The following is a 15,043-nucleotide window of genomic DNA, read 5'->3' on the forward strand; positions in this document are numbered from 1 at the left end:
GACTTCTTTTATTCAATTAGACGTTCCTTTTTATGCACCCTTCTTTATCATCTGCGAATGTAAGTATGCTATCAATTTAATTCCTGGCACAAAATGCCACTGGGCAAATTTCAAGAATGCCATTTTAGGCTTGCCAAGATATTTTATAATCTCACACTTCCACCACTCTGGATACTTCTTCTCGTACTCTTTTATATAATTAAGTATTGTAGTATTATCCTTTCCAGACTTACACATCATCAAAAGAGCACCATACAGAATGTCTGTTACCGACTTATTCTTCATCTCAAGAGGATACTTCTTCAAGAACTTATCCTCAAGTATTGCAAAAGCATTTACCATATCACTATGGTCCATTTTTGCATTGTTAGACAAAGACGTAGGACGTTGGCGATAGAAATAAAGAGGTTCGTTCAAATAGTAAGCATTGCCACATGCAGCAATGGCCTGACAGACGTATGCCACATCTTCACATCTACGAATTTTCGGAAAACGTACATGCTGACATTCGGAAAGTTTGTAAAACTTTCCGAATGTATGATTTCGTACCGAAATCATACAGTCGGAAACAGATTTCCTACCTCTCTTATTAATATACATAGATCTTGATATACTTGTATTTCCATCTAACCAAGCATAATAGTCATAGATTACGCAATTGACATTTTCCCTTAAGATAACTGCATCTATCTTCTCAAGAAAATCTCTTGCCACCCAATCGTCATTATCCACAAATGTTATCCACTCGCCTTTGGCAGCCTCAATGCCCATATTACGTGCATTACCAGGTCCGCTATTTTTCTCGGCTTGAAGAAGGGTTATCTGTAAAGGACATTGCCTAACATACTCTTGCAATTTCTTCCAAGATCCGTCTGTAGAACAGTCATCAACAATGACCACTTCAAAGTCCTTTACCGTCTGATTCAACAAAGAATCAAAATATTTGTCCATCAGTTCAAATGAGTTGAACTGAGGAGTAATGATAGAATATTTTGCCATACTTCCAATTTTGAAAAAAAGATACGACTGGAAGCACAGCTTTGTATGGTTACTTTCTCATAGCCTTAAGCTTTGCCAATACCCAAATCAATAAATAAAAACCGTGTTGCAGCAACCATCCCACAATGCGGGCCTTGCCACTCATATTGTTTTTATCTATTGGATATTTTTTGTCTATTACCTCGCTCAAGCGTCTTCTACATCTCTTTACTTCGGTAAGATATGAAGAAAACGGATAGTTATTGGCAAGACAATTGGCAGAAACTGCTGATGCCGTGAGAAGAAAAGCATTGATGGTGTTAGCGAACTTAGGATACAAATCCATTTCCTGTACTTTATCTTTCATTGCTAAAGCCACTCCTCCCCAAGGATCATCCACCTTTAAATGAGACTGGCTGTCACCTCTTTGCACATAGTTATAAAGAGGCTTATCAATGAACGCTACAGACTTTGCATACCACAATACTTGAAAACTGTACAGTGCTTCCTCGCCGATTTTATGTTTTGTATACTTTACATTATTTTCTCGTAAAATATTAATTTTCAAGGCCTTTCTTACCCCCCCCCCAATCAATTTTGCCTGTCATCTGACGACGCAAAATTGTCTCTATTGAGAGATTTTTGTTCTTAGCCATAAAATCCTCCTTAAGCACACGTCCATCCTCATCAACGTCACGAACGTTGATAAAAACAACATCTTCATCATGCTTCGAAAGGAGTTGAAAATAATCCTTTTCTATATAGTCATCTGAATCGATGAAAACAACATAATTACCCGAAGCCTTTGCTATTCCCGTATTACGGGCAATACCAGGCCCTGCATTTTCTTGGTGTATCACACTGATACGGTCGTCCACATCTGCATATTTCTGACAAATCTCCAGACTTTTGTCTTTAGACCCATCGTCAACGAGAATCATCTGCCAATTATTGTATGTCTGAGCTTGCACGCTCTCAATACAACGACCAACATAATTCTCAGCGTTATATACGGGGACAATTACTGAAATAGTAGGAGCCATTTTATTTTTTCTTTTTTAATTCTATAGAAACTTTTCCATATAATGCCAAATATAATATTGGCAAAGGCATACGTTTTATTATAGCCATCATTATTCTTTGATAAGGACGCAATATGCTTGGTTCTGCAACATGGCGTATACCTGTCTTATCAATTGCTTGACTTAACCATTTTTTTCTTTGTTTCCTGTCAAAATTCATTTTAGGAGAGAAAGACAACTCCAATGACTTTATAACATTACAGATATATTCTTTTGATATAAGCTCATGTGTTATCTTATCATTTTTATTCCATGTCAAGATTGTTTCCTTACGCACTTCATTCAAACCTATAACTGCATCAATATAGTCCACTGGATATTTCTTCCATTCAAGCGTTAAGTCATTTGTATAGTATGTATAAAGTACATCACTTATAAAGTGCACACGTTTAACATAACACATATAACGTCCTATAAAGCCTTCATCTTGATGGCGTCTCAATGAAGGATATCTAACATCATTTTTACGAATAACGTCCAAATCAAAGAATTTATTCCAAGGAGCACCCTGTATTCCATATTTGGACATCGTTGTCATATAATCTTTATAATCCGCTCGTATTTCACTTCCGTCTTTAAATAAGTCCGGATATTGTTTAACAGATGTTGTGATACCTTTAGTATTGACATTTCGAAATCCAAAAACAACCAAATCAGCCTCCTTCTCCTGTATAGACCTAACAAGAATTGTTAATGTATTCGGTTCAATATAATCATCTGCATCAGGAAAATATATATACTTTCCTTTTGCACAATCAATACCAGAATTGCGAGCAGGACCAGATCCACGGTTCTCTGTATGTACAACTTTTACGATTTGTGATGTCGATGCAATTCTATTGCATACTTCAAGACTATTATCTTGCGAGCCATCATCAACTAAAATAACTTCATAGTTAGAATAGTCTTGGCAAAGTATCGACTTAACACACAATTCTATTTTATCACCCATATTATAAATAGGGACAACAATACTTACTAGTGGGTTATTCATTTTCGTATCTTTTTTTTGACAAACTTCTCAGGATGCTTTATCATCATTTCTTTTACTTCATAGCGACTCATTGCCATATCCTGAGATTTTGCTATAAATGAGTCCCATGTTCCTATCTTTTTAGCAGGATTACCACCTATAATAATCCGTTCTTCATTAAAACTATTGCAGACAACACTACCAGAAGCTACTATAATGTTATTGGCAAGGGTAACTCCATACATAATAGTAGACCTTTGACCAATAAAACAGTTATCTCCGATGACAACATAACCAAATAAATTATAACATGAAGGACTCACCTTCATTATACTATTATCATGAGTTACAAACTGTACGTCTTCTGCAACTGTAACATTATTTCCAATACGTATCAAGAAACTTTCTGCGGTACAAATATTCGCAACAATATTCCCCCCCCCACCGATTTGTATTCCTTGCCGTCTCAGAAAATTATGCTTGATTTCATTATTATGAAATACTTTTGAAAGAAGTTTAAAAAACAAATATTGTAGTTGTTTCATATTTATCATTTTAAAGATAAAACAATTTCTGATTTGAATTTTTTCAGAACACATGGATACTCTAATGTCGATACAAATTGATTTATATCGTTTTTAAACATTACAGGATCTGTATTTTTTGCCTTAACAAGAGCATTTTGTATAGAAACTGGACTTTTAATGTCATACAAAATGCCTACACCATATTTATTAACCATTGTTTTATAAGGGTCATAATCAGGCGCAATTATAGGCTTACCTGCAAGAAGGGCTTCCGACATTGTACCATTAGTTACTGACGATAACTGTTTCTCGTCACAAAGTAAAAGATACTCACATGTATTTATAAGCAAATTATACTCTTCATCTGACAAACGCCTATCTATACGCTTAATATTATTATGTCCATCTATCAATTCTGCAATTCGTTTGCTATAACCATGCTCTTCTGAAGCTTTTCCTGCAATTGTAAACAATATGTCTTTATCACCTAGCTCATTCAAAGCTTGTATACATAAATCTACACGTTTTTGAGGCCGTAAAGAGCCAATACACAATATTTTACATTTTCCATCTTGTTCTCTTTTCTCATTTCCTACTCTCTTACCAGTATATTCATCTATCACACGCTCTGGCCTGAGAACTAATTGCCATGATTGAAAACCAAGCTCAAGAAATTCCTTCCTAATAATTTCATCAGATACAAACAAACGAACATTACTACTATGTAGATAATAATTAGATATTATTTTTGAACTGAATGTCTCATATTTAAGATGCAATCTCTTGTAATACGTTAAATAATAACTTCTTAGACCCCAGAAAAAAACAGTTTTGTCTTTAGGTATTTTCTTCAACCACATAAACGGCATTCCTATCATCATTGTACCAGCATAAAGATACTTTGTAATAGGAGCCAATTCATCAATGACTTTACATAAATACCTATCAATTATATATCTATTTTTTAGATTTTCATAATAGCGTCCAACAGAAGTACGTGCTGAACTGGGACGTAACGAAGCCTTACATTTTGCATTAACTTTAACATGTGGAATACCTTCCACCTTACAGTATTCTGCCTCATGAAAAACATCTGCAATCGCTACATGATAACCGCTATCACGCAATAGACGAGCTATATTACACAAATCTGTACAATGATTAATACTATTATACAGAGTTTCAAAAAGTATAAAATCGTACATTATCTGTTTTGAATATAAAGTTTATTATTAAAATATAGTATTGCAGTTATAACATATATATAAAACATAGCAAAATGAATAACAGAGCAATGAAAAGGTCTTTGAAGATAACCTGCGAAAAGAATAGTGGAAGCAAACAAAAACTTTTTACGAGATTTCCGACCTCTTGCAACAACAATAAGTGGGAAATATATTAGAAACATCCCGACTATACCGTCAGAGGCTAATAATTCATATTCATTATCACCCATATATTCACCACTTCTAATATTAGTTTGCCCAACTCCAAAAACTGGACTGCTTTCAAAAACACTTTTAGCTCTTTCGGCCAACAAAGAACGTTCCGATTCTATTGTCACACTACCTTTATTAACCTCAAAACGTCCTATTGTTAACTTATAAAGAGTGGACCCGCTATTATTATTTACATATACAAAAAAGCCGACAAGTAATGTCACTATAAATATTATATATAATTTATTTTTCTTTATTGTTGAACCATAATACAATAATACGTACAATAAAGCTTGAATATAATATGCAACCGATAATGTAAACAATAAACAAAATATTAATATTGCTTCTACCTTTTTATTTTCTATAAAAGTTTTATTTAAAATCAATGCATAAATACCCCAAAAGGCTAATGATCCAGGCTCATCAAAATAACCAGCAACTCTTATAACATTATCAACAACAGCATTTGAACAAGTCAGACCATAACAATAAGCTATTCTTCCATCTGTATTCTCAAAAGGAAAAATAGGGGATAATTGTCCAATGAAGAATAAAATAAAAGCAACTACTCCTAAAATGCATTGCAACGACAACAAATAGTTATTAAATTTAATATATTTAAGAAGTGTACCAGCATTATACAAACATAAAAGAAGCAAATAAACTATTATCAAAAAATAGCACCTTACAAAATCAAGCTTATCATTATGAATTATTCCAAGTAGAAAATATCCTACAAATTGTATTATTACAATTTTATTTATTTTTGGTGGAAACGTAATAAATTTCTTTCCAGCAGTGATGACTATTAAAAAGGTTGCACACAATATTGTACCATTCAACAGAATGGGATTTGGCATTGCTATAAATTGACTAAACACATATGGATAACTTGCAAAAAGGGCCATTGTGAAAAGAATTACAAGTAATGCCTGTCTTATATTATTTGTCAGTGTATTCATTAAAGTCTAATATTATTTTTTGATAAGTTTTTAATAAATTTTCAACGATTCCACTCCTATCATGTCGCAAGGAAGCTACATGTTTAGCTTTCAATGAAATATTAGTCAACTCGTCATCTAACATATATTTACCAGCAATAATGTTGCTCAATTGTTCAAAATCACCATCATCAAACAAATATCCAGTAACTCCATCTTTGACGAGTGATGGAATTCCTCCTATATAAGTAGAAACTGTAGGTGTTCCTACTATTTGTGCTTCACATAAGGAATTAGGGCTATTATCTACATGCGATGGATGAACATAAAATGTAGCACTTGAAAGTTCCTTAGCAAGTTCAGATGCTGTTTTCTTTCCATTAAATCGTACATTGTTTTCATTAAAACTATATCCCAAAATTTCTTCTACTATTTTTATGATAGGGGCATTGGCAGAAATACCATAAACATCCCACACAAAAGAGATACCTTTCTTTGTCAAACTATGGGCTGCTAAAAGAATAGTATCAAATCCTTTATACAACTCCCCATTGTTTATAGAAACCAAACGTAATCCTTCTCTTTTATGCCATGTTTGCTCGTAGAAATCAGACCTGATTACTTCATTACAGACATAATATTTACGATTTGGGGAATTTTTAAGACTCATATCCTTATCCCATTGCGTCCTTCCCAAATAATAATGGTAACATCTATAATTATCTTTCTCTATCTTAGTAAGATTTCTAAATCTATAGTACTTATCAACAATTGTTTTTCTTAATAATCTCTGTTTGAATGGATAACGATTCCATACATTGTATTTCGTAAATCCTTTTGGAAACCATGCCTTAAGACATGGTTCACATATTCCTTGGATATGTACAACAACAGGAACTGTTGTTATACATTTCACAATACTCGAAACGATGGTCTCTAATCCAAACATCTGTATAATATCCGGTTTGAAATATTCTACATACTTTTTTACAGTATTATCATCCTTCACTAATTGGGCAGAAGTGCAAAAAGTGTGTTTTATCTTTATAAACGGGTTTAGTCTTATTTTTACAGGAAAATAACTTATACCATTTGCACAATAAGGCTCATTTCTACTGTAGGATGGATATATAATACCAACATCTATACCTTTAATATCCTTCAATAAATCCATTAATGCATTTATCCAACTTCCACCACTATAACCTGGCTCATCGTAGAACAAATGCGAAGTAAACAACACTCGCATAGTTTTATTTTTTTTATTCAAATAAATTCTTTAGTTTGTCATAATAGTTCACCTTAAAATAAGGAGAAAGATGATTTGTCAATTTTTTATTTATTACAATATTAAACAAGCGGTAAGCATCATCAAGATCCTCTGCCACATAAACATAATCATCGTATACACCCTTAAACCAATCAGCACCAGTTGTTACTTTGTGGTCTGTAGTTTTAATTATAATTACAGGAGTTCCTGCACAAAGTGAGAAAATAGTACCATGGTATCTATCAGTTATTGTAACCTGAAAATGAGAATAACTTTCTATTTCTCTTTCTATAAAACTTCGCAAATTTGCTCGAATTTCTTTAAATGGACTTTTACCTTGTGTATCCTTACAAAATACAGAAATCCCATTTGATTCCAATCGAGTTTTCAATGTTTCTATTTCCTCATAACTATACAATTTCTCTCCGTCGTTTCGGGTACAAAGACACACACCATTACGCTTATTATTAAACGACAACGTTCCAATAAGCGTTGTTACGATATCGGGAAAAGCTTCTACATGAATATCAGGAAACATTTCTTTAGCTTGCTCATAGGAATATTGGTCACGAGCAAGGAACAACATATTTTTAGCTTGGTTGTGGTTTCTTGAACAGATTCTACGATTTTCCTCATGCTGAAAGTAGATGGTCTGAGGCATCATAAGTATTTTTGCAGTCTTCATTTGTTCACATACCAAACGATGCATCAATGGATGATCGCCTCCCAAATCCTGTGTACAATATCCACTTTGAATAACAATTCTGTCATTCGTTTCATTGAAAACACTCTTAAACATATCAAAAAAGACATTGGTAGTAGCAGGATTTGTAATAACCTTACTTTCCACCATAATCATTGCATAATCAGGATAGTTTTCTTTTATCCATTTCTTTATGCAATAATGTTGTCCCATATCTCCAAGATTTGGTTGTTCTGTAATACCTAAATAGAAGATACGTTTTGTGGATACCTTACTTTCTTCTCGTACTCTCTCTATTTCACTCAGATTATATCTTTTGGTTTTATATTCTTTATATAAACTCTTAATCGGACGATATGTCCACCATAAATATTTGTAAATAAACTGTCGAATATTCATCATCTTATTTTTCTAATTATTTTTAAAATTGCTCTTACTTTATTCATAAAATTCTCAGGAAAGAAAGCATTTACGAATTTCCTCATTTCATATTTCCACGTCGTAAGAAAAGGCGTTGGAGAAGTTAAATACTTCCTTTGTATCTCACTTTTGGGTATATTTCCTCGCTCATAGTCCGTCCAATATAAATCATAATCATCAGGTTTCAACTGGGGTTTATACATATTTCTGTTTATACATTCATGATAATCTCTTTCTTCATAAACAATAGAATCTTTAACCATATCTATCAACCTCTCTCCCTTTTCACTGTTCACGATTATAATAGACACGCCCAACTCATACTTAATAAACTTAAGCGATTTCGGTTGATAACCCCAAAAATCGGCCATAGTAATATCAGACACTCTCTGTATACGAGAATAATTACAGTTAAAACAATTTTCTCTGAGTGCATAATTATCTACAAATGAACGGGAAAAAAAGTCTTTACTATATTCATGAAGAACAAAAGTTCCATCCTCAAAAATGTATTTACAGCATGTATGCAACTGATCAGGTTGTTTATCACGAAAACGCATCTCAACAACCTTTTTCCCATGTTCTTGCTCAATATCCTTAATGCGATCTCTCAAAATTCTACGAGATGGAACACCATGACAAATTATATCAACGGTAAACAAATTTTCATACTCCTTATTTAGGTATTTTCTTAAAGCAGCAACTTGACATGGTGTACCTGTAAATAACACATGACGTCCTAATTTTAACTCCTCACGGATCTCCTTGTAACAATCCTTTACATCACTATGTGAATACTTAGATCCCTGATATTTTTTTATATCTGCAATATCAGAAGATAGTTTATGTACAGCTCCATCATTTGTCCATAATGCACCACAAAAGACATCTTTTTTCTCAAGGAAATGCTTTGACAGCACGTATGATATACCTCCAGAAGTGCTATACTTACGCGCTTTTTTATCCTTTACCCATCCTGCATAGACTTTTAGAGGTTGCTTAGAAAAAACAGGAGGATTCAGAGAAGGACATACTTTCTGACATCGTCTGCAATCAATGCATAGAGTTTGATCAACAGCAGGATAGATGTTTCCCTTATCATCCTCCTTCATACTAATACAATGTTTTGGACATGCCATACGACAGGCTTGACATCCCGTGCACTTTTCATGTGAGCATATTAATTCCATTTACTTTTAATTAAATTTTTAACTTTAGTAACAACAAATATCCTTTCTCCATGAGTTAATCCTATTCCCATTATGCAAATTAATACTATCACTAAATGGATCATTGTTTGATATACGAACTGCATAAATGAGTTCGCCTGCATTTGGAAAAATTGGACAGTAATATAAATTCCAGATAACACTACAAAAATTATAAATAGAGGTAAAATTACATATTTAAGAAACAACTTGTTATTCAACTTTATATATCTTGAAAGGAAATTCAATCTAACCACCAACGCTATAATGAAAATGGCTATTCTTATTAAATACATTCCATGAGGTGGCATTCCTAGTTTTCCTCCAATATACGAAAGCGGAAGATTCAGTAAAAGAATGGCACTTATGATTATCTGATAAATTTTTATCTTACCAGTTGCAAAGATCGTTACCCACAGAGGACCAGAAATAGTTTCAAGTAATGCTCCGAGCATTATAAACAAGCATATATCATTAGTATATGTAGGATAATTTCCCAACCAAAGTCTTAGAATATAATCAAGATTTACAAGTAAAGGATATGTTATACATACCATTATTAAGAATGAAAACTTTGAAGACTTGAAAATTAGATCCATTTGACGTGTTCTATCCTTTGCGGCCTCCGCCTGAACTAGCTGTGGATTCAATGCTTGTTGAAAACCAGTAACAAACTGCATAACAGCAGAATTTATCTGATTGGCAATTCCTACTGCTGCATTAAGAGCAACACCAAAAAACAAGTTAACAATTATGTTTACACCTTGTTGATAACCCACATTGGCAAAAGAACCAAATAAGGCCCAACCCGAAAAAGAGAGGAGTTTTCTATAAAGTTTAGTATCTCTTATTCTTACATATTTTATATCATTCAATTTAACACGACAATAAATAATATAGATCGTGAATGTGGTTATTTGTACAACCAATAGTAATATAGCATACAGCAACAACTTGTCAACCAACAAAGTCATCAAGATATAAAGAATACCCAACTTCATAAGTACATCATATATGCTTAGATACGCGTAAAACGACATTCTTTCATGTGAAAGTATTGCTGCCGTAAATGGTACCTGTATTATACTTACCATACATGACAATATAGAAAATTGGTATATCCAATTTATCACGTCCATACGGTCTAATGGTAAATTCATTTTTACATTGACAAACCAAAGCCCTATAGTTTCAGCTAGAATTAAAATAACAAAAGCCAAACACACATGAATATTAACACAAGCTGAAAAAATTACAGGAACATTTCCTTCTGATTTACCTAGCTCATAGGACAAATGGCGTTGCGTACCTGTAGCCATCGCACTACTTATAAAAGTAAACATTACGACAACACCACCAACTATATTGTAGGTTCCAAAATCCTGTTCACCAAGAGTATGCAAAACCACACGACTTGTAAACAAAGATACTACCATTATCAGTAGCATCCTCATATACATAAACATTGTGTTCTTTGCTATACGTTTATTATTTGAATTTTGCGACATTTTTTTGATTATGTAGGCAGTCAATTTGGGCTTTCTGTAGAGTTTTTGCACTTTTCAGTACCCACCTCCATTGACTTATTAAATTATTGATTGATAATTAACATCTGGAACTATTAAAGTCTTATATAGGAGGGTAAGAGAGAAAATTAATTCCTATCCCCTATATTTTAATATTGATATAGTATGTAATCATATCTATTTTTATATATGAACACATACTTAATACAAGTGACGCAACTAAAAATTGACAAGAAATTACACTCTCAATTACACGTTTCCGCTTATCCACTAATGTCAAAGTATCATCACCATGTAATTTCGTCATTAATATGGAGCGCTCGAAAGCATAGCAAGCGTCCTTATTTACATAACTATTACACTCTTCGAATATGCAGTTCTATGGCTTCGCGATGCTCTTGCGCAAAAGCCTTAGCGTCTTCAACAACCAACGCCAAATAACCTCCGCCACCTGCTCCCGGCATCTTCCATGCCAGCACACCAGGCATTGCGCTATATTTCTGTATATACGGTTCCACGCTTGCCTCTGGACATGGCTTGCCGTAAGCCACTGGATTTACCATTGCAGGGAACATAGCTATTTGTGCATTGAATGATGCCTTATATGCTGAGGCAAAAGCTTGCAAGTCATGGGCAAGGATAGCCGACCAACAAGCGTCGGCTGCATCGGCAAGGGCTTTTACCTTGGCAGGAGTGATATCCTTGCCTTCCACTACTGAGCAACCGGGACGACGAGGGTCAAGAGGAACCATTACAAGATGCTCTTCAAGAAAACGGAGAGTCATTTCGTCGTTGGTGTTCTCAATCTTCTTAGGCCAGAAGTTATTGTCATAGTAATGGCGGCAGAGACCAGGCACGCAAATGCCTATGGAATCCTGCGCTCCAGAAATATGGCCATCCTCACGTTCAGGATTGTTCTCAAAGCAGAACACAAGACGAGCAAGCATCTCGGGGTCCATCTTTGGGAGTTTAACTGGCCAGATTTTCTTGATCATGTTGCGTGTAGATGTAGACAAGCCACAACGGTCGCGCACCTCAAAGGTTGGTTCAAGTGATATTGTTATTGCCCAACCCGGATGAAACACCGACACATAAGGCTGGTCAATCCATGTGCCAGCCAAGTCAAGACGTGTAGGTATGCCACAGCTGTCACCCTTTGAGGCATCAGCGTCGCTTGCCTTTGACAACTCCGCCTTTAATGATGACGAGGAGCGTGCCTGCAGTCCTGCATGAGGAGTGCGCTGTAGTTCCACATACTCTATGCCACGCTCCTTGCAGAGCTGACGCTTGTCGTCAGAACCTCCCTCGGCGTTTACCACAAAGATGTCGGGCTTAACAATGTCGAGTGTGGGGATAAAGTCGAGCACACCGCTGCCCTGATTGATATAGGCATCCTTTACAGCCTTGACATTCTTCACCATAAACAGGCGTTCCTCCTGCGGGAACATAGGTTTGCGATGCTTGTACTCTTGGTAGGTTGCGTCTGAACCAATACCCACATAGAGGTCGCCAAACTGCGACGCCTGTTGAAAAAACTCAACATGACCGCTATGAAGCAGGTCGTAACATCCGCTAACAAATACTTTCTTATTCATAAGTCTTTTTAATTTTTTTAGCATAGGTAGCTACTACAAGGTAGCAGACAAGGGGAATGATAAAGCCGATGGCCATATTGTTCTCGCCTATACATCCCATTAGCATGGGAGCGATTGCACCACCTACGATTGTCATAATCAAGTAGGAGGAACCGCGTTTGGTGGCTGATGTACTTAGTCCTTGAAGAGCAAGGGCAAAGATGGTTGGAAACATGATGCTCTCAAACAGATAGGTCACTACCAATGATATGAGTCCGACGGTTCCGCCACATATCACACCTATCATACATATCATGGCACCCACGGCGCATATCAGCAACAGTCGTGTGGCTGAGAGGTAGTTCATCAGCCATGTGCCAAGGAGTCTGCCAACCAGGAAGAAGCCCATGCCTCCAAAGGAGAGCATCAGGGCCGCATGCTGATTGGTTATTGTGCTTGAGACTTCAGTAACATAATTGATAAAGAAACTGTTTACGCCTGTTTGGGCTGCCACATAAGCAAAGAGGGCAACAAGGCCCAAAAGGTAAGGTGCTGATTTACTGAGTTTGTCTAGACCCGCTTTCTCGGAGGTGGAAGTATCCACAATCTCGGGCAACTGCATATGGCTGAACAATACTGCTATAACAAGCACTGCGATTCCGATGACCGCATAAGGGAGTGCCACTGAACCTGAATCACCAAAGATGATAAGTCCGCCTACCAATGGACCTACTATCCATCCCAATCCATTAAGGCTTTGAGCGAGATTGAGTCGTGAGGCTGCCGTATCAGGCTCGCCAAGCACTGTGACATAAGGATTGGCAGCGGTCTCCAAACATGTGAGTCCACAACCGATGATGAAGAGACATAGCAGGAAGAACTCAAAAGACATCATCCGTTCGCCAGGCACAAAGAGGAGCGCTCCAATACCATATAGTATAAGTCCTGTGATTACACCTGCCTTGTAGCCCCATTTCCTTATGATGACACCTGCCGGAATTGCCATGATGAAATAGCCTCCATATACCATTGCCTGTACAAGGGCAGAACGGGTCTTGGAGATTTCCAGCATGTTCTGAAAATGCTTGTTGAGCACATCAAGTATGCTATGCGCAAATCCCCAACAAAAGAACAGGGATGCTACAAGGGCAAACGGAATCAGGTATTTACGTGTTACGATTGACTTCATTAGCTGTTGAGGCTGTCTTTATACCACTCGAACAGCTTCTGAACGCCATCCTCTATCTCCACCTTATGTGTCCAACCAAGCGAATGGAGTTTGCTCACGTCAATAAGCTTGCGCATAGTTCCGTCTGGCTTTGTTATATCAAACTCTATTGTGCCTTCAAAGCCAACAGCTTTTACAACAAGTTCAGACAACTCACGAATGGTAAGTTCCTTACCCGTACCTACATTGATATGACAGTTGCGTATCTCGCCTAATGATGGAATTGCACCGCCACGACCTTCTGAGTTGTTTCTGTCAACGGCTCCATCTGCCTTTGCTCCATAGAACACGCTGCTGTATTTCTCGATACCGATAATATCCTTGAAGTCAACATTCAAGAGCACATGCACACTTGCATCTGCCATGTCCTCGCTCCAAAGGAACTCACGAAGCGGAGTGCCTGTACCCCATAGCACCACCTTATTATTATATATACCATAAAACTCCAATGCCTTCAAGATTCGTTCATGAGAGTTGCTTCCATCAACATTGCCCTCCCCTATTATTGCACGAAGCTTGTCTGTCGGATTGATAGGACGCTTGTTCATGTCAACCTCAATGCTGCGCCAATCGCCCTCATGGATGAGCTTAGCCAAGTATATCTTGCGCATCATTGCCGGCATAACATGACTGTTCTCCAAATGGAAATTGTCATTCGGTCCATATAGGTTTGTAGGCATAACAGCTATATAGTTGGTGCCATACTGCAGATTATACGACTCGCACATCTTCAATCCCGCAATCTTCGCAATGGCATACTCCTCATTGGTATATTCCAATGGAGATGTCAAGAGGCAATCTTCCTTCATCGGTTGCGGAGCGTTCTTAGGATAGATACATGTTGAACCAAGGAATAGCAATTTCTTTACTCCATGCTTATAGGCATTCTCTATCACGTTGCACTGCATCTTCATGTTCTGCATTATGAAGTCGGCACGGTAGAGAGAGTTAGCCATAATGCCACCAACAAATGCGGCTGCCAATACTACAGCATCGGGACGTTCCTCATCAAAGAAACGTGTTACTGCCTGCTGGTCTGTAAGGTCCAACTCCTTATGGCTGCGTCCAACAAGATTGTTGTAGCCACGAGCCTTAAGGTTGTTCCAAATAGCAGAACCCACAAGTCCGTGGTGTCCTGCTATATATATTTTACTGTCTTTACTTAACATAA

The 15,043-nt window shown here is 36.5% G+C and carries 14 protein-coding genes; all 14 read right to left on the minus strand.

Going from position 1 to position 15,043, the window contains the following annotated elements; translation table 11 throughout:
• Positions 1-30 precede the first annotated feature (30 nt).
• Entirely contained in the window at positions 31-999 is a 969-nt protein-coding gene (locus C9991_RS11040; protein WP_106812555.1) for a glycosyltransferase family 2 protein, read from the minus strand.
• A gap of 49 nt (positions 1,000-1,048) precedes the next feature.
• A complete protein-coding gene (locus C9991_RS11045; RefSeq protein WP_106812556.1) occupies positions 1,049-1,546 on the minus strand; it encodes a hypothetical protein in 498 nt (165 codons plus the stop codon).
• Positions 1,536-2,021 carry a glycosyltransferase family 2 protein gene (locus C9991_RS11050; protein ID WP_106812557.1) on the minus strand — a complete coding sequence of 162 codons (486 nt, stop codon included), beginning with the start codon at positions 2,019-2,021 and terminating at the stop codon, positions 1,536-1,538. The genes C9991_RS11045 and C9991_RS11050 overlap by 11 nt, the downstream gene beginning before the upstream one ends.
• 1 nt (position 2,022) lies before the next feature.
• The gene (locus C9991_RS11055; protein ID WP_106812558.1) at positions 2,023-3,054 is read right to left on the minus strand and encodes a glycosyltransferase family 2 protein; all 1,032 of its coding nucleotides are present in this window, start codon (positions 3,052-3,054) and stop codon (positions 2,023-2,025) included.
• Positions 3,051-3,578 carry an acyltransferase gene (locus tag C9991_RS11060; RefSeq protein WP_157949450.1) on the minus strand — a complete coding sequence of 176 codons (528 nt, stop codon included), beginning with the start codon at positions 3,576-3,578 and terminating at the stop codon, positions 3,051-3,053. Before C9991_RS11060 ends, C9991_RS11055 begins: the two co-directional genes overlap by 4 nt.
• A gap of 5 nt (positions 3,579-3,583) precedes the next feature.
• Positions 3,584-4,765, minus strand: coding sequence for a glycosyltransferase (locus C9991_RS11065; protein WP_106812560.1), 1,182 nt, complete (start codon positions 4,763-4,765; stop codon positions 3,584-3,586).
• On the minus strand, positions 4,765-5,964 hold the full coding sequence (locus C9991_RS11070) for an O-antigen ligase family protein (RefSeq protein ID WP_106812561.1): 1,200 nt from the start codon (positions 5,962-5,964) through the stop codon (positions 4,765-4,767). The genes C9991_RS11065 and C9991_RS11070 overlap by 1 nt, the downstream gene beginning before the upstream one ends.
• Positions 5,945-7,213, minus strand: a complete 1,269-nt coding sequence (locus C9991_RS11075; protein WP_157949451.1) for a glycosyltransferase family 4 protein — start codon at positions 7,211-7,213, stop codon at positions 5,945-5,947. The genes C9991_RS11070 and C9991_RS11075 overlap by 20 nt, the downstream gene beginning before the upstream one ends.
• Positions 7,206-8,318 (minus strand): polysaccharide pyruvyl transferase family protein, encoded by a 1,113-nt coding sequence (locus tag C9991_RS11080; protein ID WP_106812563.1) that lies wholly within the window; start codon positions 8,316-8,318, stop codon positions 7,206-7,208. Before C9991_RS11080 ends, C9991_RS11075 begins: the two co-directional genes overlap by 8 nt.
• Positions 8,315-9,526, minus strand: coding sequence for a Coenzyme F420 hydrogenase/dehydrogenase, beta subunit C-terminal domain (locus C9991_RS11085; protein WP_106812564.1), 1,212 nt, complete (start codon positions 9,524-9,526; stop codon positions 8,315-8,317). The genes C9991_RS11080 and C9991_RS11085 overlap by 4 nt, the downstream gene beginning before the upstream one ends.
• Positions 9,517-10,980 carry a lipopolysaccharide biosynthesis protein gene (locus C9991_RS11090; protein ID WP_198643795.1) on the minus strand — a complete coding sequence of 488 codons (1,464 nt, stop codon included), beginning with the start codon at positions 10,978-10,980 and terminating at the stop codon, positions 9,517-9,519. Before C9991_RS11090 ends, C9991_RS11085 begins: the two co-directional genes overlap by 10 nt.
• A gap of 446 nt (positions 10,981-11,426) precedes the next feature.
• Positions 11,427-12,665 carry an FAD synthase family protein gene (locus tag C9991_RS11095; protein WP_106812566.1) on the minus strand — a complete coding sequence of 413 codons (1,239 nt, stop codon included), beginning with the start codon at positions 12,663-12,665 and terminating at the stop codon, positions 11,427-11,429.
• Positions 12,658-13,833 (minus strand): sugar MFS transporter, encoded by a 1,176-nt coding sequence (locus C9991_RS11100; protein WP_106812567.1) that lies wholly within the window; start codon positions 13,831-13,833, stop codon positions 12,658-12,660. The genes C9991_RS11095 and C9991_RS11100 overlap by 8 nt, the downstream gene beginning before the upstream one ends.
• Positions 13,833-15,041, minus strand: a complete 1,209-nt coding sequence (locus tag C9991_RS11105) for a GDP-L-fucose synthase family protein (protein WP_198643796.1) — start codon at positions 15,039-15,041, stop codon at positions 13,833-13,835. The genes C9991_RS11100 and C9991_RS11105 overlap by 1 nt, the downstream gene beginning before the upstream one ends.
• Between the last annotated feature and the right edge of the window lie 2 nt (positions 15,042-15,043).

Origin of the sequence: Prevotella merdae (assembly GCF_900290275.1) — a bacterium.
Classification (GTDB): Bacteria; Bacteroidota; Bacteroidia; order Bacteroidales; family Bacteroidaceae; genus Prevotella; species Prevotella merdae.

What these genes read in the sequence shown, in the direction of transcription:
- C9991_RS11085 (WP_106812564.1), bottom strand. Translation starts at nt 9,526, where the DNA reads ATGGAATTAATATGCTCACATGAAAAGTGCACGGGATGTCAAGCCTGT.
- C9991_RS11065 (WP_106812560.1), bottom strand. Translation starts at nt 4,765, where the DNA reads ATGTACGATTTTATACTTTTTGAAACTCTGTATAATAGTATTAATCAT.
- C9991_RS11090 (WP_198643795.1), bottom strand. Translation starts at nt 10,980, where the DNA reads ATGGTAGTATCTTTGTTTACAAGTCGTGTGGTTTTGCATACTCTTGGT.
- C9991_RS11105 (WP_198643796.1), bottom strand. Translation starts at nt 15,041, where the DNA reads ATGTTAAGTAAAGACAGTAAAATATATATAGCAGGACACCACGGACTT.
- C9991_RS11070 (WP_106812561.1), bottom strand. Translation starts at nt 5,964, where the DNA reads ATGAATACACTGACAAATAATATAAGACAGGCATTACTTGTAATTCTT.
- C9991_RS11050 (WP_106812557.1), bottom strand. Translation starts at nt 2,021, where the DNA reads ATGGCTCCTACTATTTCAGTAATTGTCCCCGTATATAACGCTGAGAAT.
- C9991_RS11100 (WP_106812567.1), bottom strand. Translation starts at nt 13,833, where the DNA reads ATGAAGTCAATCGTAACACGTAAATACCTGATTCCGTTTGCCCTTGTA.
- C9991_RS11040 (WP_106812555.1), bottom strand. Translation starts at nt 999, where the DNA reads ATGGCAAAATATTCTATCATTACTCCTCAGTTCAACTCATTTGAACTG.
- C9991_RS11080 (WP_106812563.1), bottom strand. Translation starts at nt 8,318, where the DNA reads ATGATGAATATTCGACAGTTTATTTACAAATATTTATGGTGGACATAT.
- C9991_RS11095 (WP_106812566.1), bottom strand. Translation starts at nt 12,665, where the DNA reads ATGAATAAGAAAGTATTTGTTAGCGGATGTTACGACCTGCTTCATAGC.
- C9991_RS11055 (WP_106812558.1), bottom strand. Translation starts at nt 3,054, where the DNA reads ATGAATAACCCACTAGTAAGTATTGTTGTCCCTATTTATAATATGGGT.
- C9991_RS11060 (WP_157949450.1), bottom strand. Translation starts at nt 3,578, where the DNA reads ATGAAACAACTACAATATTTGTTTTTTAAACTTCTTTCAAAAGTATTT.